Here is an 18,302-nt window from a genome sequence, read left to right as displayed (position 1 = left end):
TCAGTCGCGGTCGGCCCGCGCCTTCACCATGCGGGCGAGCGTGTCGGCGCTGCCGGCGAGGATCGCCCGAACCGTCGGCTCGACGTCCGGCCGTGAGGCGACCTCGGCCGAGCGGGCCAGGAACTCCTCGTCAGCCACCACCGGGTACATCGTCCGCACCAGGGAGAGGATCGACAGCATCCCGCCGCTGATGGCCGCCACCTCGTCGAGGTAGCGGTGGGCGTACGGCACCAGGAGGGAGGTCTGCGCGGGACGCCAGAAGCTCTTGGCCACCAGGGCGGTGAGGGTGCCGGCGGGCACGGACCGCCTCGTGAAGAGCTCCTCCCACACCTCCTCCTTGGCCGCCCGCTCGGGCCGGGCCGCGGTGACGGTGAGCGCGCGGTGGGCGGCGTCGGGGTCGGGGTCGCGGGCGACGAGGTCGGCCAGCAGCGCCTCGTCGTGGTGACCGCGCTCGGCCCGGCGAGCGGCCACCCGCCACGCCAGGTCCACGTCGCCGGCAGCCGCGTCGGCCAGGGCGGCGTCGTGCGCGGCGGTGCTGGCGCAGGCGGCCAGCACGTTGAGCGCCGGCTTGCGCAGGTCCGGGTCACCGCTCATCGCCAGCGCCTGGTCGGCGACGCGGCGCAGCTGTCCCTCGATCTCCGCGGGTGGGCTCCAGAGCTCGGCGGCCTCCCGGGCGAAGGCGAGGAACGGTTCGAGCAGGGTGGGGTCCTTCTCCGTGGCCAGCGCCCCGAGGAGCGCGTCGACCAGCTCGTGGCTCCCGGCCTCACCGTGCCGGACCAGGTCCCAGGCCGTGGCGACGGCGACGGCTCGGGAGATCGGCTCGGGGAGCGTCCCGGCCCGGCCGATCAGGTCCCGGATCGAGCCGTCGGCGGTCCGGACGGAGGCGAAGGTGAGATCGGTGTCGTTGGGGAGGACGAAGGCACCGGCCGGCAGTCCCTCGAGCCGGGTCCGCGCGCCGTGGGTCTCCACCTCGAGGCGACCGACCAGGGCGCCGGTCCGGTCGTAGGAGCCGACGTCGAGACGGTGGGGACGGGGAGTCCCGCCGTCGGGTGACTCGACGAGCAGCTCATCGCCGTCGAGGGTGATGACGTCGGTCCCGGCCCGGTCCAGCCACTCGCTCGTCCAGCCGTCCAGGTCGCGCCCGGAGGCGGCGGCCACGGCGTCCATCAGGTCCGAGAGCCGGGTGTTGCCCCACGCGTGGTCGCGGAAGTACGACTGCAGGCCACGGGTGAAGGCGTCCTCGCCGACGTACGCCATCAGCTGGCGGAGCACGGACTGGCCCTTGGCGTAGGTGATGGAGTCGAAGTTGGCCATCGCCTGCGAGACGTCGTCGACGGCGTTCCGGATCGGGTGGGTGGCCGGTCCCATGTCGAGGCGGTACGCGTCGAGCTTGCGGCCGACGAGGAAGCCGGCCCACGCCTCCTCGAACTCCGTGGCGTGGGCGGAGGCCCAGGTGGCGGCCCAGGAGGCGAAGGCCTCGTTGAGCCAGAGGTCGTCCCACCAGCGCATCGTCACGAGGTCGCCGAACCACATGTGGGCCATCTCGTGGAGCAGGATCAGCGCGACCTGCTGTCGCTGTGCGTGGGTCGGCGTGCTCCGGTGGAGGGCCGCGTCGGTCCAGGTGACGCAGCCCCAGTTCTCCATCGCGCCCCCCATGTTGGGCACGAAGACCTGGTCGTAGTGGGCCTCCGGGAAGGGCTGGCCGAACCTGTCCCCGAAGAAGGCGAGGCCGCTCTCGGTGGTGTCGAGGAGCCAGGTGGCGTCCCGCTCGAGGAACGGACGCAGCGACTGCCGCGCGTAGAGCCCGAGGCTGTGGTCGCCGCGCTGCTCGCGGACCTCGTGGAAGGGACCGGCGTTGACCACCACGACGTACGTCGACAGCGGCGGCGTGTCCGGGAAGCGCCACACCCGCGCGGCGGCGACCGGCTCGTCGACCGAGTCGGGCCGCATGTTGCTGAGCACCGTCCAGCTCTCGGGGGCCGTCACCGTGAAGCGGTGGGGAGCCTTGAGGTCGGGCTGGTCGAAGCACGCCCAGAGCCGTCGTGCCTCGTCGCACTCCAGCGAGGTCCAGACGTAGACCAGGCCGTCGCTGGGGTCCACCGTCCGCAGGATGCCGGTCGAGCTCGCGGTGTCGGACTGGGACGCGGCCACCACCAGCACGTTGTCGGACTGGAGGCCGGACAGCGGGATCCGCCCCCCGGACACCTCCGTGAGGTCGAGCTCGCGGCCGTTGAGCACCGCAAGGTCGACGTCGGCGGCGCAGTCGACGAAGGTCTCGGCGTCCGGCTCGTGGCAGCGGAAGGTGATCGTGGAGACGGAGCGCAAGGTCTCGCCCTCGAGCAGCCCGGTCAGGTCCACCTCGATGTCGTAGCGGATGACCTCGAGCAGGCGTGCCCGCTGCTCGGCCTCGGTGCGGGTCAGGCTGACAGCGTCCACCCGGCCACCGTAGCGTCCCCCACATGGAGCAGACTCCGGCGCCGCCACTCGTCGACACCCCCGAGAGCTGGCCGGTCGCGTCGAGCGAGGACCTCTTCCGCGACGACTGGGTGATGGCGCTGCGCGCCGACCGGATCCGGCGCCCCGGCGACGAGGGGGGCGAGCCGTTCCGGCGCCTGGTGCTCGAGCACCCCGGGGCCGTGGTGGTGCTGGCGGTCGACGAGGCGGACGGCGTACACCTGCTCGCGCAGTACCGGCATCCCGCCGGTCGGCGCTTCGTCGAGCTGCCCGCGGGGTTGTGCGACGAGCCCGGCGAGGAACCGGTCGACGTGGCCAGGCGGGAGCTGCGCGAGGAGGTGGGACTCGAGGCGGGGGAGTGGACCCACCTGACCTCGACCTGGTCCTCACCGGGCATCAGCGCCGAGCAGATGCACTTCTTCCTCGCGCGTGGGCTCACGCCGGTGACCGACCGGGACTTCGAGCCGACGCACGAGGAGGCCGAGATGACCGCCTTCGTGGCCCCCTTCGCCGATCTCCACGCGGCGGTGCTCGACGGCCGGGTGACCGACGCGCCCCTCGTGATCGCGGTGCTGGTCGCTGCTGCGCGCGGGCTGGTGCCGGGTGGCGTGCCCGCGACGCCCGCCGGGGAGTAGTCTCGGCGCCGCCCCACGACGGCGTGAGGGCCGTCACGTGTGGAGGAGTGTCAGGTGAAGGTCGGCGTCCCGAAGGAAGTCAAGAACCACGAGTACCGCGTCGCACTCACGCCGGTCGGTGTGCACGAGCTGACGCAGCACGGCCACGAGGTCTTCATCGAGAAGGGGGCCGGCACCGGGTCGCAGATCCCCGACGAGGAGTACGTCGCCTCGGGCGCGACGATGCTCGAGACGGCCGACGACGTCTGGGGCACCGCCGACATGGTGCTCAAGGTCAAGGAGCCGGTCGCCGAGGAGTACCACCGGATGCGGGAGGGCCAGACCCTCTTCACCTACCTCCACCTCGCCGCGGACAAGCCGCTCACCGAGCAGCTGCTCGAGCGCAAGGTGACCGCCATCGCCTACGAGACCGTGCAGCTGCCCTCGGGCGGGCTGCCGCTCCTCTACCCGATGTCCGAGGTCGCGGGCTGCCTGGCGCCGCAGGTGGGTGCGCACGCGCTGCTCAAGGCCCAGGGTGGTCGGGGCGTGCTGATGGGTGGCGTCGGGGGTGTCGCGAACGCGAAGGTCGTCATCATCGGCGCCGGCGTCTCCGGCCAGAACGCCGCCAACATCGCGCTCGGCATGGGGGCCGACGTGACGCTGCTCGACACCGACCTCGACAAGCTGCGGATGTCCTTCTGGCGCTACAACAACCGCGTCCACGGGCTGGCCTCCTCGAAGCTGGCGATCCAGCAGCAGGTGATGGAGGCCGACATGGTGATCGGCGCGGTGCTGATCCCCGGTGCGGCGGCCCCCAAGCTGGTGAGCAACGAGCTGGTCTCCCACATGAAGCCGGGTTCGGTGCTCGTCGACATCGCGGTCGACCAGGGCGGCTGCTTCGAGGACACCCACGCGACGACCCACGCGGACCCGACGTACCAGGTCCACGACTCGATCTTCTACTGCGTGGCCAACATGCCGGGCGCGGTGCCGAACACCTCGACCTACGCCCTCACCAACGCGACGCTGCCCTACGCCGTCGCCGTGGCCGACAAGGGCTGGCAGCAGGCGTGCCGCGACGACCGCAGCCTGGCGCTCGGCCTCAACACCCACGCCGGCCAGCTGACCAACGGACCCGTCGGCGAGGCCGTCGGCATCGCAGCGGTCTCGCTGGACGGCGCCCTTGCCTGAGGCCGACGGCCTGACCAGGGCGATCCGCACCTACCTCGACCACCTCTCGGTCGAGCGCGGGCTGGCCGACAACACGCTGTCGTCGTACCGCCGCGACCTCAGGCGGTACGTCGGCTTCCTCCGTGAGCGCGAGCTGACCACCCTCGACGCGGTCACCGAGGCGGTCGTCACCGACTTCCTGGTGCGGCTGCGCGAGGGCGATGCGGAGCACCCGGCCCTGTCGGCGACCTCGGCGGCCCGCACGGTCGTCGCCGTGCGCGGGTTCCACCGCTTCGCCGTCGCCGACGGGCTCGCGACGACCGACCCCGCGGCCGCCGTGAAGCCGCCGTCGCCGGCCAAGCGGTTGCCCAAGGCGCTGCCGCTGGCGGACGTCGAGGCGATCCTCGAGGCGTCAGGAGCGGCCGGCACCACGCTCGCGCTGCGTGACCGGGCGCTGCTGGAGGTGCTCTACGGCACCGGCGCGCGGATCTCCGAGGCGGTCGGCCTCGACGTCGACGACCTCGACCTGGTCGACAGCACCGTGCTGCTGCGGGGCAAGGGCTCCAAGGAGCGGCTGGTCCCGATCGGCTCGTACGCCGCCACCGCGGTCGACGCCTACCTCGTCCGGGGCCGCCCCGAGCTCGCCGGGCCCACGACGCCCGCGGGCGCGCTCTTCCTCAACTCCCGCGGGGGTCGCCTCTCCCGGCAGAGCGCCTGGTCGGTGCTCGTGAAGGCCGCCGACCGGGCGGGGGTGACCCGGGACGTCTCGCCGCACACGATGCGGCACTCCTTCGCGACCCACCTGCTCGACGGTGGCGCCGACGTCCGCGTGGTGCAGGAGCTGCTCGGCCACGCCTCGGTGACGACCACGCAGGTCTACACGCTGGTGACGGTCGACAACCTGCGCGAGGTCTTCGCGACCGCGCATCCCCGGGCGCGGGGCTGACTCCGGCAGGGTTCCCCGGCCCGCTGGGAAACCTGCACCTCCCACGGGTTGCGACGTCCGGGAAGCGCAGGAATCCCGCGAGCGCTGTGACGGGTGGGGTGACCTCCTGCCCGGGATGGTTGGATCGTCTGCATGCCCTCCGCCCCCCTTGCCGCCACCGGCGGTCCTGACGCGGCGTACGACGCCTTCAGCGCCTGGGTGGCCGAGCAGGGGCTCGACCTCTACCCCCACCAGGACGAGGCGGTCCTGGAGCTCTACGGCGGCAGCAACGTCGTGCTGGCCACGCCCACCGGCTCGGGCAAGTCGCTCGTCGCGACGGCGGCACACCTGGTCGCGCTGGCGGAGGGTCGTGTCAGCTTCTACACGGCCCCCATCAAGGCGCTGGTCAACGAGAAGTTCTTCGCGCTCTGCGAGGTCTTCGGCGCCGAGGACGTCGGCCTGCTGACCGGCGACGCGTCGGTCAACCCGGACGCGCCCATCATCTGCTGCACCGCCGAGGTGCTCGCCAACATCGCGCTGCGCGAGGGCAGCAGCGCCGACGTCGGGCTCGTGGTGATGGACGAGTTCCACTTCTACGCCGAGCCGAGCCGCGGCTGGGCCTGGCAGGTGCCGCTGCTGGAGCTTCCGCAGGCGCAGTTCCTGCTGATGTCGGCGACGTTGGGTGACGTCACGGCGCTGGCGGAGGACCTCACCGGGCGCAACGGTCGTGAGACCGCCGTGGTGGCGGACGCGGAGCGTCCGGTCCCGCTCAGCTTCACGTGGTCGACCGAGACCCTCGGCGACACGCTCGAGGAGCTCGTGACGACCCACCAGGCACCGGTCTACGTCGTCCACTTCACGCAGGCGGCCGCGGTCGAGCACGCCACTGCGCTGCTCCGGTCGAAGGTGGGCTGGCTCAAGCCGGACGCCGCCACGCTCGAGGCGATCGGCGCCCAGACGGCCGGGGTCCGCTTCGGCGCGGGGTTCGGCAAGACCCTTCACCGGTTGCTGCGCGCGGGCATCGGCGTCCACCACGCCGGGATGCTGCCGAAGTACCGCCGCGTCGTCGAGCAGCTGGCACAGGCTGGGCTGCTCACGGTCGTCTGCGGCACCGACACCCTCGGCGTCGGCATCAACGTGCCGATCCGGACGGTGCTCTTCAGCGGGCTGGCGAAGTTCGACGGGACCCGGCAACGGGTGCTCAAGGTCCGGGAGTTCCAGCAGATCGCCGGCCGCGCGGGGAGGGCCGGCTTCGACACCGCCGGCCACGTCGTGGTGCAGGCGCCCGAGCACGTCATCGACAACGAGAAGGCGAAGAAGAAGGCGGCCGCCAGCTCCAACAAGCGTTCCAAGGCCCAGCTCCGGAAGCCGCCACCGGGCACCGTCGTCTGGAACGACCAGACCTTCGACAAGCTCGTCGCAGGGGTGCCCGAGCCGCTCGAGTCCCGGATGCGGGTCGACAACAGCATGCTCGTCAACGTCCTCGCCCGCGAGGAGGACGCCTTCCCGGTGATGCGTCGCCTGCTGACCGACAACCACGAGGACCGTCGCCAGCAGGTCCGGCTCGTACGCCGGGCGGTGCGACTGACCCGCTCGCTGGTCCGGTCGGGCACCGTCACCCGGCTCGACGCGCCGGACGAGCTCGGCCGGCGCTACGTCCTGACGGTGGACCTGCCGCCCGACTTCGCCCTCAACCAGCCGCTCTCGCTCTTCGCCATCGCCGCCCTCGACGTGCTCGACCCCGAGGCGCCGACCTACGCCCTGGACGTCGTGTCCGTGGTCGAGGCGGTGCTGGAGGGGCCCCGTCAGGTGCTGATGGCGCAGCAGCACGCCGCCCGGGGCGAGGCGATCGCGGAGATGAAGGCCGACGGCATCGAGTACGAGGAGCGGATGGCCCTGCTCGAGGAGATCACCTGGCCCCAGCCGCTCACCGACCTGCTGGTGCCGCTCTTCGAGACCTACCGCGAGCTCCACCCGTGGCTGCCCGAGGACGCGCTGGCTCCCAAGTCGGTGGTGCGGGAGATGTGGGAGCAGGGGATGGGCTTCACCGACTACGTCGCCCGCTACCAGCTTGCCCGCTCCGAGGGGCTGCTGCTGCGCTACCTCACCGACGCCTACCGGGCGCTCCGGCAGACCGTCCCGGACCGGCACCGGCCACCGGAGCTGGACGACCTCGTCGAGTGGCTGGGGGAGACGGTCCGGCAGACCGACTCCTCGCTGCTCGACGAGTGGGAGTCCCTCGCCGACCCCGACCACGTCCGCAGCGACGTCGTGGCCCACGCGCCGCCACCGCCCCCGCGGCCGCTGTCGCGGCAGGACCGCGCCTTCGCGGTGATGATCCGCAACGCGATGTTCGCCCGGGTGGTGCACTGCGCGCGCGACGACCTCGACGCGCTCATGAGGCTGGAGCGCGAGGCGGCCGACCGGGTCGACCCGCCGCGCGAGGTCGTGATGACGCGGTCGGTGTGGGACGAGGCCCTCGAGTCCTACTACGCCGCGCACGACACCCTCGTCACCGATGGCGACGCCCGCGGACCGACGTACCTCGTCGTGGGGGAGGAGGAGCAGGGTGAGCCCGTCGGTGCCCCGGAGGGCGAGACCGCCCGGATCCGCAGGGTGGTGCAGACTCTGGCCGACCCCGAGGGCCACCGCGACTGGGTGATCGAGGCGGTCGTCGACTGCGACGCCTCGGACGAGACCGGCGAGCTGGTGCTCGCGACCACGGCGCTGCGGCGGCTCTGAGCTCAGGTCGTCGCGCGCTCGAAGAGCTCGACCAGGTTGCCGCTCGGGTCGGCGACGAGAACCTGGGAGCCGGCATTGCCGTGGAGGACCGGGCTGCGCAGCTCCACGCCGGCCTCGGCGAGGCGGGCACGGGCGGCGGCGACGTCGTCCACCTCCAGCTGGATCCGGTTCCACCCGCCGGGCTCGGGAGGTCGGCGGCCGTCCCCCTGGCCGGCTCCGCCGGCGCCCGGGGCGTTGAGGAGGAGGCGCAGGTCGTCGCGGTCCAGCATCGCGAAGCCGGCGCCGGCCTCCATCCGCACCCGGAAGCCCAGGTGGTCGCGGTAGAAGGCGGCGGCGACCCGGGCGTCGTCGACGATGTAGCGCACGCTCACGGTCATCACAGGACCTCCTCGACCGGTGGTCGTCCACGCTAGTCCTGTCGCGGCGGTTGTGCAACGGTTGCGTAGCGTTGCGCGACGTGGCCGTTTCACATGGTCTAGGCTGCCCCGCGTGACGACCCCCCAGCCGCGTGACCCCCGCATCGAGAGGTCGGTCCGGCTGGTCCGGGAGGCGGCCCTCGCCGAGCTCGCCGAACGGGGGTACGGCGGGTTCCGGATCGAGTCGGTCGCCCGCCGCTCCGGCGTCGCGAAGAGCACGATCTACCGGCACTGGTCGGGTCGGCTCGCCCTGGTGGCGGACGCGTTCGAGAGCCTGGACGTGCAGCCGCCGGGCGGAGGGGACGCCGGCCCGGTCGGGCGGGCGCGCGTCGCGGAGCTGTTGCTCCACCTCGCTGCTGCGATGCGGGACTCGACGCTGAGCGGCTGCCTCCCGGCCCTCGTGGAGGCCGCCGAGCACGACGGCGACGTACGCCGGTTCCTGCACCGGTTCAGCGCGGGCCGCCGACAGGCCCTGGTCGACGCGCTCCAGGAGGCGCGCGAGGCGGGCGAGGTGCGGGCGGACCTGGATCCCGAGGATGCCGCGCTGGCACTCTCGGGGGCGATCATCTACGGCCGGCTGATGACCGACCTCCGGTTCGACGCGGAGGCCCTCGACCGGCTGGCGGCCACCGTGCTCGGCCCAGCGGCGCCCTGACGAGTGCACAGATTGCTGCACAGGCACGGGTCTGCCTGTGCACCTGACCGGGGCCTCCTCAACAGATCCGAGATTGTCGCTGGGGGTTACGGTGCGTCGGTTGAGACCGGTCCTCGCGGCGGTCTAGGTTCGCCACGAGCTCGGCCACATGTCGCCGAGTCGACAATTGCGAGGAGTGTCAGATGAGCGGAGACGGTTCCTTCCCAGGACTGTTCGGCGGCCAGGGCAGCCACGCCCCGGAGATGCCACCGCTGGTGAGACCGACCGCACCGTCCACCCCCGATCCTTCCCCCGGAGCAGACGTGCCCGTGAGCCAGCCGATCCCCTTCGAACGCACCGCCGAGCCGGTGCCCGACCCCGTCATGGGCCCGACCGGGCGCCCGATGCCCGACCTGCCGGAGCCGAGGCGGGTCGAGGAGCACGGACCCGCGCGCGTGATCGCGATGTGCAACCAGAAGGGTGGCGTCGGCAAGACCACGACCACCATCAACCTCGGCGCCGCGCTCGCCGAGTACGGCCGCAAGGTGCTGCTGGTCGACTTCGACCCGCAGGGCTCCCTGTCGGTGGGCCTGGGGCTCAACCCCCACGAGATGGACGCCTCCGTCTACAACCTGCTGATGCAGCGCGACATGACGCTCGACGACGTGATCGTCCCCTCGGGCGTCCCCGGCATGGACCTGCTGCCCTCCAACATCGACCTCTCCGCGGCCGAGGTGCAGCTGGTCCACGAGGTCGCCCGCGAGCAGACCCTGGCCCGCGTCCTCGCCCCGGCGATCGAGAACTACGACGTCATCCTCATCGACTGCCAGCCCTCGCTCGGCCTGCTGACCGTCAACGCCCTCACCGCCTCCGACGGCGTGATCGTGCCGCTCGAGTGCGAGTACTTCGCGCTGCGTGGCGTCGCGCTGCTCAAGAACACCATCGACAAGGTGCAGGAGCGGCTCAACCCGAGGCTCGAGATCGACGGCGTCCTCGGCACGATGTACGACGGCCGTACCCTCCACGGCCGCGAGGTCATGCAGCGCCTGGTCCAGGCGTGGGACGAGAAGGTCTTCCACACGGTGATCCGCCGGACCGTGAAGTTCTCCGACTCCACCGTGGCGGGCGAGCCGATCACGACGTACGCCTCGTCGTCGACGGGTGCCGACGCCTACCGCCAGCTCGCCAAGGAAGTGGCTGTCCGGTGCCTCGACGGGTGAGCCTGCCGGCCGCCGACGACCTCTTCCGCACCACCGGCGAGAAGGCGACGCCGGTGCGGGCGGTGCCTGACGCCCCGGAGCCCGACGCCTCGGCGGACGAGCAGGCGCCGAAGCGTCCCAGCGGTCGGGTGCGCCACGACGAGAAGATGACCGTCTACGTCACCTCGGCGGAGCTGCTCGATCTCGAGCACGCCCGGCTGATGCTGCGCCGTGACCACGCGATGGCCGTCGACCGCGGGCGGCTGGTCCGGGAGGCGGTCGCCATGGTGCTCGCCGATTTCGAGCGCAACGGTGGCGAGAGCGCCCTGGTCCGGCGGCTGACCGAGGAATGACCGAGCTGATCGAGGCCCCGGCTCCGTTCGAGGTCCGGCTCGCCAACTTCGAGGGCCCCTTCGACCTGCTGCTGAGCCTGATCGCCAAGCACAAGCTCGACATCACCGAGGTCGCGCTGTCGACGGTGACCGACGAGTTCATCGCCCACGTCAAGGCGCTCGGCAAGGTCTGGGACCTCGAGCAGACCACGTCGTTCCTCGTCGTCGCCTCGACGCTGCTCGACCTCAAGGCGGCCCGGCTGCTGCCGCAGGGCGACGTCGAGGACGAGGAGGACCTCGCGCTGCTCGAGGCGCGCGACCTGCTCTTCGCACGGCTGCTCCAGTACAAGGCGTTCAAGCAGGTCGCCGGGGTCTTCGAGAAGCGGCTCGAGGGGGAGGCGCGCCGACACCCGCGGGCCGTCGGGCTGGAGGAGCGCTACGCCGGTCTGCTGCCCGAGGTCCTGATCGGGATCGGGCTCGACGCGTTCGCGGCGCTCGCCGCGCGGGCGATGGAGCCCAAGCCGGTGCAGGAGCTCTCGCTGCACCACATCCACGCGCCCACGGTGTCGGTGCGCGAGCAGGCGGCCCTGGTGGTCGAGCGGCTCCAGCGCACGGGCACGATGACCTTCCGGGCGTTGTGCGGGGACTCCCCGGACACCCTGACCACCGTCGCCCGCTTCCTGTCGTTGCTCGAGCTGTTCCGGGAGGGAGCGGTGTCCTTCGACCAGCTCTCGCCGCTGGGCGAGCTCACGGTGCGCTGGACCGGCGGGCAGGAGGACGACTTCGAGATCGACGAGTTCGAGGGGGCCCCGGCGGCCCCCGCGGACGACGGGGACACCCCCGACGAGGACCAGGAGGACCCCGATGAGTGAGACCCGGACCGACGACGGCACGCTGGACGTGGCGGTCGCGGAGCTGCGGCCGTCGCTGGAGGCGCTGCTCATGGTCGCCGACCAGCCCCTCGACGTACCGACCCTCGCGTCCGCGGTCGGTCACCCCGTCGACGCCGTGACCGGCGCCCTCGCCGAGCTGGCGGCCGAGTACGACGCCCAGGGTCGCGGCTTCGAGCTCCGGACGGTCGCGGGCGGGTGGCGCTACTACACCCGGGAGGAGTACGCCGCGGTCGTCGAGGGGTTCGTCCTCGAGGGGCAGCAGGCCCGGCTGACCCAGGCCGCGCTCGAGACGCTGTCGGTCGTCGCCTACAAGCAGCCGGTCTCGCGGGCCCGGGTGTCGGCGATCCGAGGGGTCAACGTCGACGGCGTGATGCGGACGCTGCTCACCCGCGGGCTGGTCGAGGAGGCCGGGCGCGACGGCGAGCACGGCGCCACGCTCTATCGCACCACTGCCTACTTCCTGGAGCGGATCGGCATCGGCTCGCTCGACGAGCTGCCCGAGCTGGCCCCCTACCTCCCCGACATGGCGGACCTCGAGGACGACCTCGCCGAGGCCGTCTCGACGCCCGCGGCAGCAGCGACGGACCCTGACGAGCAGGCCTCGTGACGGCACCCGACGTGCCCACCGACGACGACGGGCTGGTCCGGCTGCAGAAGCTCCTCGCGCAGTCCGGGGTGGCCTCGCGCCGCAAGTGCGAGGAGCTGATGCTGGCGGGCATGGTCGAGGTCGACGGCGAGGTCGTCACCCGGCTCGGCACCAAGGTGGACCCGACCACCGCGGTGATCCGGGTGGACGGTCGGCGGCTGCCGCCGGTCTCCCCGCACGTCTACCTCGTGCTCAACAAGCCCCGCGGCGTGGTCTCCACGATGTCCGACCCGGAGGGGCGGCGCACGATCACCGACGTGCTGGCCGAGTCCGCTCCCGAGGTCGGACGGCTCTTCCACGTCGGTCGGCTCGACACCGACACCTCGGGCCTGCTGCTGCTCACCAACGACGGCGACTTCGCCAACCGGATGGCGCACCCCTCGTACGAGGTGGACAAGACCTACGTCGCCGAGGTGGCAGGTGAGGTCTCCAAGCAGACCCTCGCGCGGCTGCGTGACGGCGTGACGCTCGAGGACGGGCCGGTCGAGGTCCGGCGGGTCAAGGTCGTCAGCGAGCACGACGGGCGCAGCATCGTCGAGCTGGTGATCCACGAGGGCCGCAACCGGATCGTGCGCCGGCTCCTCGACCACGTCGGGCACCCCGTACGCCGGCTGACCCGGACCGCGATCGGTCCCGTGGGGCTGGGGCGGCTCGAGGTCGGTGCGCTGCGGCCGCTCACCAACGACGAGCTCGGCGAGCTGCTGGACCGCGCCCAGCTCTGACACCCACCGCTGGCGCCGGGCCCAGCCGGATGGCCTGCGGGACACTAGGGTTCGTCCCACACCGACTCGAGGAGGGGCTGTGGCAGTGCGGGCAGTGCGGGGAGCGACGCAGCTCGAGCGTGACGACCGGGATCACATGCTCGACCGGGTCGCCGAGATGGTGCTCGACGTGATGGCCTCCAACGGCCTGACGGTCGACGACTTCATCTCGGTGATCTTCACCGCCACGTCCGACCTGGTCTCGGAGTTCCCGGCGTACGCCGCCCGCCAGCTCGGCTTCGGTGACGTCCCGCTGCTGTGTGCACGCGAGCTCGAGATCGCCGGGTCGATGCCCCGCGTGGTGCGGATGATGGCCCACGTCGAGACCGACCTGCCGCGGGCCGAGCTCACCCACTGCTACCTGCACGGGGCCGCTGCCCTGCGCAAGGACCTCACCCGCACCCGCGAGGTCCCCGACGATGAGTGAGCTGCTGCGAGGACCCGTCGAGGTCGTCGGGACCGGCCTGCTCGGCACCTCGATCGGTCTGGCCTGCCGGCGCGCCGGGATCGACGTGGTGCTGGCCGACGTGTCCCTCGAGAACCTCAGGACCGCCACCGGGCTGGCTGCCGGTCGCGCCCGGATCCAGGCCGACCGGCCGCAGCTGGTCGTCGTCGCGGTGCCTCCTGACCACCTCGGCAGCGAGATCGTGGCCGCCCTGGAGCGCACCGACGCCGTCGTGACCGACGTGGGGAGCATCAAGGGTGAGCCCGCGCGCACCGTCCACGAGCAGGCGCCGGGCGCCGCAGCCCGCTACGTCGGCGGCCACCCGATGGCCGGCAGCGAGCGGTCCGGCCCGCTGGCGGCGAGCGCGGCGATGTTCGACGGCCGCCCGTGGGCCGTGACGCCGGCCGAGGGCGCGGACCCGTACGCCGTGGCGCTGGTCGAGGAGCTGGCCCGGCTCAGCGGCGCCGTTCCCGTCCGGATGAGCCCCGAGGAGCACGACCGGGCCGTGGCCCGGACCTCCCACCTCCCGCACCTGTTCGCCGTCCTCGTGGCCGGCCGGCTCGCCGACGCCCCCGCCGAGCACCTCGCCCTCTCCGGGCAGGGGGTCCGCGACGTCACCCGCATCGCCGGCGGCGACCCGAGGCTCTGGGAGCAGATCGTCGCCCTCAACGCCGGCGCGCTGAGCGACGTCCTGGCCGAGGTCCGTGCCGAGCTCGACGTGCTGCAGGCGGCCGTGAGCGACGGCGACCGGACGGTGCTCGGGGGGCTGCTGGAGCGTGGGGTCGCCGGGACCCGGGCGATCCCCGGCAAGCACGGGGGCCCGCCGGCTCCGGTCCAGACCGTCTACGTGTCGGTGCCCGACCATCCCGGCGAGCTGGCGCGGCTCTTCGGCGACGCCGGCGCCTCGGGCGTCAACATCGAGGACATCCACATCGACCACGACCCCGGCCGTCCGGTCGGACTCGTGGAGCTGGTGGTCTCGGTGGATCGCGCCGAGGCCCTGCTGGTCGCTCTCGAGTCCCGGGGTTGGCAGACTCACCGGTAGTCTGCGCGGGTGCCTCAGACCCCCTCCGACCTGGTGATCGCGATCGACGGCACGTCCGGGTCCGGCAAGTCCAGCACCTCCCGCGGCGTGGCCGACCGGCTCGGGCTGCGCTACCTCGACACCGGGGCCATGTTCCGGGCGATGACCTGGTGGCTGCTGCGCCAGGGCATCGACGTGCGCGACGGTGACGCGGTCGCCGCCCGCTGCGAGGAGCCGGAGATCCTCTCCGGCACCGACCCCACGGGCCCCGGGATCGTGGTCGACGGGATCGACGTCGGCCGGGCGATCCGCACCGACGAGGTCAACGCGGCCGTCTCGCACGTGAGCGTGGTCCCCGCGGTCCGCACCCGCCTGCTCCACCTGCAGCGCGACGTGATCGACGGCGGCGGGATCGTCGTCGAGGGCCGCGACATCGGCTCGGTCGTGTGGCCCCAGGCCCAGCTCAAGCTCTACCTCACGGCCGACCCCGGCGCCCGGGCCGCCCGGCGCGCAGCCGAGGCCGGCGGGGCCGACGTCGCAAGCACCCGGGAGTCGCTGCTCTCCCGCGACCGGATCGACTCCGGTCGAGCCACGGCGCCGCTGACGATGGCCGACGGTGCCGTCCACCTCGACACAACGCCGTACTCCCTGGACGAGGTGATCGACCAGGTCGTGGCGCTCGCCGAGGCCGCGGGGGAGCGCAGGTGACCTCCGCCCTCCACGACGAGCCGCCGCGCAGCGCGGCGGTGCCCCATCCGCCGCGGCGGTTCCTCCAGAGCGCCCGTCCGGTGGCGCGAGGGCTCGTCCGCCGGCGCTACGACGTCCGCGTCCACCGCGCGGAGCGCGTGCCCGCGGCCGGCCCGGTGATCCTGGCCGCGAACCACATCGGCGTGCTCGACGGGCCACTGCTGGCGGCCTTCAGCCCCCGAGCCGTCCACGCTCTCACCAAGCACGAGATGTTCGAGGGCCGTACCGGCCGCTTCCTGCGGCGCTCGGGCCAGATCCCTGTGGACCGTTTCCACACCGATCCGCGCGCGATCCGTACCTGCCTGCGCGTGCTCCGCGACGAGGGCGTCGTCGGCGTCTTCCCGGAGGGCACCCGCGGCGACGGCGAGCTGCACCGCTTCCACCACGGCGCCGCCTACCTCGCCCTGGTGACCGGGGCGCCGGTGGTGCCCGTGGTCATCCTCGGGTCACGCGAGCCCGGTGGCGGCATCGACTCCACCCCCACCCGGGGGAGCACCATCGACCTGGTCTACGGAGACCCGTGGACCACCGAACGACGAGCCTGGCCACGCCGGACGGGAATGGTCCGGGACTCCTCGGCGCTGCTGAGGGAGCGGCTCCGGGAGACCCTGGACGAAGCACGGTCCCTCACGGGCCGAGACCTGCCCGGCCCGTTGCCGGCAGGGGAGTACGAGGACGATCCCGACACGGGGTTCGTCGACCGAGGAGCATGATGAGCGAGCAGTACCCCGACACCCCGCCTGAGACGACGGGACCACTCCCGGTCCTGGCCGTCGTCGGGCGGCCGAACGTCGGCAAGTCAACCCTGGTCAACCGGATCATCGGTCGCCGGGAAGCCGTCGTCGAGGACGTGCCGGGCGTGACCCGCGACCGGGTGTCCTACGACGCCAACTGGGCGGGGCGGGCCTTCACGCTCGTCGACACCGGTGGCTGGGACCCCGACGCCCGCGGCCTGGCCGAGCGGATCGCCGCCCAGGCCGAGATCGCGGTCGGGCTGGCCGACGCCGTGCTCTTCGTGGTCGACGCCACCGTCGGCATCACCGACGCCGACGAGGCGGTCGTCAAGATCCTGCGGAAGTCCGGGAAGCCGGTGGTGCTGGCCGCCAACAAGGTCGACGACCACCGTACGGAGACCGAGGCGCTCGGCCTCTGGAACCTCGGGCTGGGCGAGCCCCACCCGATCTCCGCGCTCCACGGCCGCGGGTCGGGCGACATGCTCGACGCCGTCCTCGCCGCGCTGCCCGAGCCCCCTCCGGAGCGCGACGCCGAGCCGGGCGGCCCCCGCCGGGTGGCGATCGTCGGCAAGCCCAACGTCGGCAAGTCCTCGCTCCTCAACCGACTGGCCGGCTCCGAGCGCGTCGTCGTCGACAACGTCGCCGGCACCACGGTCGACCCGGTGGACGAGCTGGTCGAGCTGGGCGGGCGGACCTGGCGCTTCATCGACACCGCCGGCATCCGCAAGCGCGTGAAGCAGGCCTCCGGCCACGAGTACTACGCCTCGCTCCGCACCAGCACCGCCATCGACCGGGCCGAGGTCGCCGTGCTGGTGATCGACGGCGGGGAGTCGCTCTCCGAGCAGGACCTGCGGATCCTGCAGACGGTCCGCGAGGCCGGCCGGGCGCTGGTCATCGCCTTCAACAAGTGGGACCTCGTCGACGAGGAGCGCCGCTACTACCTCGAGCGCGAGATCGAGCGCGACCTGGTGCAGGTGCGCTGGGCGCCGCGGATCAACATCACGGCCCGTACCGGCTGGCACGTCGACCGGCTGGTGCCGGCGCTGGACGCGGCGCTGGAGGGCTGGGAGACGCGGATCTCGACCGGTGCGCTCAACAGCTTCCTGGGCCGGCTGGTCGCCGAGCACCCCCACCCGGTGCGCAGCGGCAAGCAGCCCAAGGTGCTCTTCGGCACCCAGGCGACCACCGCGCCGCCGACGTTCGTGCTGTTCACGACCGGCAAGCTCGAGGCGTCGTACGAGCGCTACATCGAGCGGCGGCTGCGTGAGGAGTTCGGCTTCGCCGGCACCCCGATCGTGCTGCAGCAGCGGCCCCGCGAGAAGCGGAAGCGCTGAATGGTCGAGGAGGCGCGCGACCCGCGCGGGGAGCAGTCGTCGTCCCACTGGGAGGGTGTCTACGCGGCGAAGGGCCGTGAGGACGTCTCGTGGTACGAGGAGTCGCCGGAGGTCTCGACCCGGCTGGTCCTCTCCGACGGGGTCCCGGGCAGCGTCGTCGACGTCGGGGCCGGCGCCTCGACGTTGCCTGACGCCCTGCTCGACGCGGGCGTGGAGCACGTCACCCTCCTCGACCTGTCGATGAGCGCGCTGGCGCTGACGTCCGTCCGCCTCGACGAGCGGGCCAACCGGGTCACCACGATCGTCGCCGACGTCCTGACCCACGCCTTCGACGAGCAGTACGACGTCTGGCACGACCGTGCCGTCTTCCACTTCCTGGTGGAGCCGCAGCAGCGGGCGGCGTACGTCGGCCAGGTCTCGCGTGCCCTCGCCCCGGGCGGCCTGCTGGTCGTCGGCACCTTCGCCGCGGACGGCCCGGAGTCGTGCTCGGGCCTCCCCGTGAGCCGCTACGACACCGATGCCCTCGTCGCCGAGCTCGGCCCCGGCTTCACCCTCGTCCACACCGAGCGGGCCGAGCACCACACGCCGTGGGACTCGGTGCAGCCGTTCACGTGGGTGGTGCTGCAGCGGGAGTGAGGTCGGGCGGGGCTTTCCCCGGTCGGCCGGGGAAACCCGGGGTTCGTCACGCATGCTCGGGGCACGAACCCCGCGACTCGCGGACCAGGCTGACCCGGATTCGGATCGCCCTCACGTGCTCCTGTAGGGTTCTGGACGCTCGACCGGTGATCCCGGGCGAGCACTTTCGGGCTGTGGCGCAGCTTGGTAGCGCACTTGACTGGGGGTCAAGGGGTCGCAGGTTCAAATCCTGTCAGCCCGACCGAACGAACCGGCTCTGACCTGCGGAGACGCAGCGTCGGAGCCGGTTCTGCATTCGGGCCGCACGGTGGCTGCGTCGTCGCGCTGCTGCGGCAGGACCGCGCGGCGTGAGTCGGGCGTCCGCGAATTCGCGGAGGACCTCGCAGGGGCTAGGTTCACACGTGGTGATGTCCGACGCGGCGCGGGGGATGTGTTGGGCGTCCATCCCGGCCCACGCGGTCCGGGATGGGGCCGTCCCGCTGGCTCTGGGCCAGTTGGGCGGTTCGCTCCGCGAAGGCACCTGCGTGCGGCCTGCCGAAGATGCCCCTGATCGGTCGTCGAGGTCCGTAGACTGTGCGATGACGAGAGGCGCGGCA

At 72.6% G+C, this 18,302-nt stretch carries 18 protein-coding genes and 1 tRNA gene; 17 read left to right on the top strand and 2 right to left on the bottom strand.

All coding sequences use genetic code 11. The features are described 5' to 3' along the window. The gene (pepN, locus tag EXE57_RS02630; RefSeq protein WP_135073752.1) at positions 1-2,436 is read right to left on the bottom strand and encodes an aminopeptidase N; all 2,436 of its coding nucleotides are present in this window, start codon (positions 2,434-2,436) and stop codon (positions 1-3) included. A gap of 23 nt (positions 2,437-2,459) precedes the next feature. On the opposite strand from pepN, the gene EXE57_RS02625 reads away from it, so the two are divergent. The 4 genes from EXE57_RS02625 to EXE57_RS02610 all read left to right on the top strand — a co-directional run bounded on the left by EXE57_RS02625 (position 2,460) and on the right by EXE57_RS02610 (position 7,905). Further along, positions 2,460-3,089 carry an NUDIX domain-containing protein gene (locus tag EXE57_RS02625; protein WP_135073750.1) on the top strand — a complete coding sequence of 210 codons (630 nt, stop codon included), beginning with the start codon at positions 2,460-2,462 and terminating at the stop codon, positions 3,087-3,089. Between the two features lie 54 nt (positions 3,090-3,143). Further along, the gene (gene ald, locus EXE57_RS02620) at positions 3,144-4,259 is read left to right on the top strand and encodes an alanine dehydrogenase (protein ID WP_135073748.1); all 1,116 of its coding nucleotides are present in this window, start codon (positions 3,144-3,146) and stop codon (positions 4,257-4,259) included. After that, positions 4,252-5,184 carry a site-specific tyrosine recombinase XerD gene (gene xerD, locus EXE57_RS02615; protein WP_167305792.1) on the top strand — a complete coding sequence of 311 codons (933 nt, stop codon included), beginning with the start codon at positions 4,252-4,254 and terminating at the stop codon, positions 5,182-5,184. Before ald ends, xerD begins: the two co-directional genes overlap by 8 nt. A 132-nt stretch (positions 5,185-5,316) precedes the next feature. Beyond that, the gene (locus EXE57_RS02610) at positions 5,317-7,905 is read left to right on the top strand and encodes a DEAD/DEAH box helicase (protein ID WP_135073746.1); all 2,589 of its coding nucleotides are present in this window, start codon (positions 5,317-5,319) and stop codon (positions 7,903-7,905) included. Between the two features lie 2 nt (positions 7,906-7,907). Here EXE57_RS02610 and EXE57_RS02605 read toward each other — a convergent pair whose 3' ends face one another. Next, the gene (locus tag EXE57_RS02605) at positions 7,908-8,282 is read right to left on the bottom strand and encodes a VOC family protein (protein ID WP_208542943.1); all 375 of its coding nucleotides are present in this window, start codon (positions 8,280-8,282) and stop codon (positions 7,908-7,910) included. A 112-nt stretch (positions 8,283-8,394) separates the two neighbouring features. Between EXE57_RS02605 and EXE57_RS02600 the strand changes: the two genes are divergently transcribed. From EXE57_RS02600 to EXE57_RS02540, 13 genes are all read left to right on the top strand, one after another. After that, positions 8,395-8,976, top strand: coding sequence for a TetR/AcrR family transcriptional regulator (locus EXE57_RS02600; RefSeq protein ID WP_135073742.1), 582 nt, complete (start codon positions 8,395-8,397; stop codon positions 8,974-8,976). A 242-nt stretch (positions 8,977-9,218) separates the two neighbouring features. Then, the gene (locus tag EXE57_RS02595; RefSeq protein WP_425271708.1) at positions 9,219-10,175 is read left to right on the top strand and encodes a ParA family protein; all 957 of its coding nucleotides are present in this window, start codon (positions 9,219-9,221) and stop codon (positions 10,173-10,175) included. A gap of 62 nt (positions 10,176-10,237) precedes the next feature. After that, positions 10,238-10,507 (top strand): hypothetical protein, encoded by a 270-nt coding sequence (locus tag EXE57_RS02590; RefSeq protein WP_425271707.1) that lies wholly within the window; start codon positions 10,238-10,240, stop codon positions 10,505-10,507. Continuing rightward, a complete protein-coding gene (locus tag EXE57_RS02585) occupies positions 10,504-11,358 on the top strand; it encodes a segregation and condensation protein A (RefSeq protein WP_135073736.1) in 855 nt (284 codons plus the stop codon). Before EXE57_RS02590 ends, EXE57_RS02585 begins: the two co-directional genes overlap by 4 nt. After that, positions 11,351-11,986: an SMC-Scp complex subunit ScpB gene (scpB, locus tag EXE57_RS02580; protein ID WP_135073734.1), complete on the top strand. Its 636-nt coding sequence runs from the start codon at positions 11,351-11,353 to the stop codon at positions 11,984-11,986. The genes EXE57_RS02585 and scpB overlap by 8 nt, the downstream gene beginning before the upstream one ends. After that, entirely contained in the window at positions 11,983-12,747 is a 765-nt protein-coding gene (locus EXE57_RS02575) for a pseudouridine synthase (RefSeq protein WP_135073732.1), read from the top strand. The genes scpB and EXE57_RS02575 overlap by 4 nt, the downstream gene beginning before the upstream one ends. A gap of 79 nt (positions 12,748-12,826) precedes the next feature. Continuing rightward, positions 12,827-13,213: a chorismate mutase gene (aroH, locus tag EXE57_RS02570; protein ID WP_135073730.1), complete on the top strand. Its 387-nt coding sequence runs from the start codon at positions 12,827-12,829 to the stop codon at positions 13,211-13,213. Further along, on the top strand, positions 13,206-14,276 hold the full coding sequence (locus tag EXE57_RS02565) for a prephenate dehydrogenase (protein WP_135073728.1): 1,071 nt from the start codon (positions 13,206-13,208) through the stop codon (positions 14,274-14,276). The genes aroH and EXE57_RS02565 overlap by 8 nt, the downstream gene beginning before the upstream one ends. 9 nt (positions 14,277-14,285) lie before the next feature. Further along, positions 14,286-14,963 (top strand): (d)CMP kinase, encoded by a 678-nt coding sequence (gene cmk, locus EXE57_RS02560; protein WP_135073726.1) that lies wholly within the window; start codon positions 14,286-14,288, stop codon positions 14,961-14,963. Further along, the gene (locus tag EXE57_RS02555; protein ID WP_135073724.1) at positions 14,960-15,715 is read left to right on the top strand and encodes a lysophospholipid acyltransferase family protein; all 756 of its coding nucleotides are present in this window, start codon (positions 14,960-14,962) and stop codon (positions 15,713-15,715) included. Before cmk ends, EXE57_RS02555 begins: the two co-directional genes overlap by 4 nt. Further along, positions 15,715-17,070 (top strand): ribosome biogenesis GTPase Der, encoded by a 1,356-nt coding sequence (gene der / locus EXE57_RS02550; RefSeq protein WP_244246961.1) that lies wholly within the window; start codon positions 15,715-15,717, stop codon positions 17,068-17,070. The genes EXE57_RS02555 and der overlap by 1 nt, the downstream gene beginning before the upstream one ends. Next, the gene (locus tag EXE57_RS02545) at positions 17,071-17,706 is read left to right on the top strand and encodes a class I SAM-dependent methyltransferase (RefSeq protein ID WP_135073720.1); all 636 of its coding nucleotides are present in this window, start codon (positions 17,071-17,073) and stop codon (positions 17,704-17,706) included. It begins immediately after the preceding gene. A 167-nt stretch (positions 17,707-17,873) separates the two neighbouring features. Beyond that, positions 17,874-17,947 (top strand) — tRNA-Pro (locus tag EXE57_RS02540). The last annotated feature ends 355 nt before the right edge of the window (positions 17,948-18,302 follow it).

The sequence above is a fragment of the Nocardioides euryhalodurans genome (assembly GCF_004564375.1).
GTDB classification, from domain to species: Bacteria; Actinomycetota; Actinomycetes; order Propionibacteriales; family Nocardioidaceae; genus Nocardioides; species Nocardioides euryhalodurans.
Note: the sequence above shows the minus strand (reverse complement) of the source record. Positions and strands in the feature narration are given on the sequence as shown.

Excerpts from the sequence above, each read along its gene's own strand:
- EXE57_RS02625 (WP_135073750.1), top strand. The coding sequence starts at position 2,460 with ATGGAGCAGACTCCGGCGCCGCCACTCGTCGACACCCCCGAGAGCTGG.
- EXE57_RS02610 (WP_135073746.1), top strand. The coding sequence starts at position 5,317 with ATGCCCTCCGCCCCCCTTGCCGCCACCGGCGGTCCTGACGCGGCGTAC.
- EXE57_RS02605 (WP_208542943.1), bottom strand. The coding sequence starts at position 8,282 with ATGACCGTGAGCGTGCGCTACATCGTCGACGACGCCCGGGTCGCCGCC.
- EXE57_RS02595 (WP_425271708.1), top strand. The coding sequence starts at position 9,219 with ATGCCACCGCTGGTGAGACCGACCGCACCGTCCACCCCCGATCCTTCC.
- EXE57_RS02585 (WP_135073736.1), top strand. The coding sequence starts at position 10,504 with ATGACCGAGCTGATCGAGGCCCCGGCTCCGTTCGAGGTCCGGCTCGCC.
- scpB (WP_135073734.1), top strand. The coding sequence starts at position 11,351 with ATGAGTGAGACCCGGACCGACGACGGCACGCTGGACGTGGCGGTCGCG.
- EXE57_RS02565 (WP_135073728.1), top strand. The coding sequence starts at position 13,206 with ATGAGTGAGCTGCTGCGAGGACCCGTCGAGGTCGTCGGGACCGGCCTG.
- der (WP_244246961.1), top strand. The coding sequence starts at position 15,715 with ATGAGCGAGCAGTACCCCGACACCCCGCCTGAGACGACGGGACCACTC.
- EXE57_RS02545 (WP_135073720.1), top strand. The coding sequence starts at position 17,071 with ATGGTCGAGGAGGCGCGCGACCCGCGCGGGGAGCAGTCGTCGTCCCAC.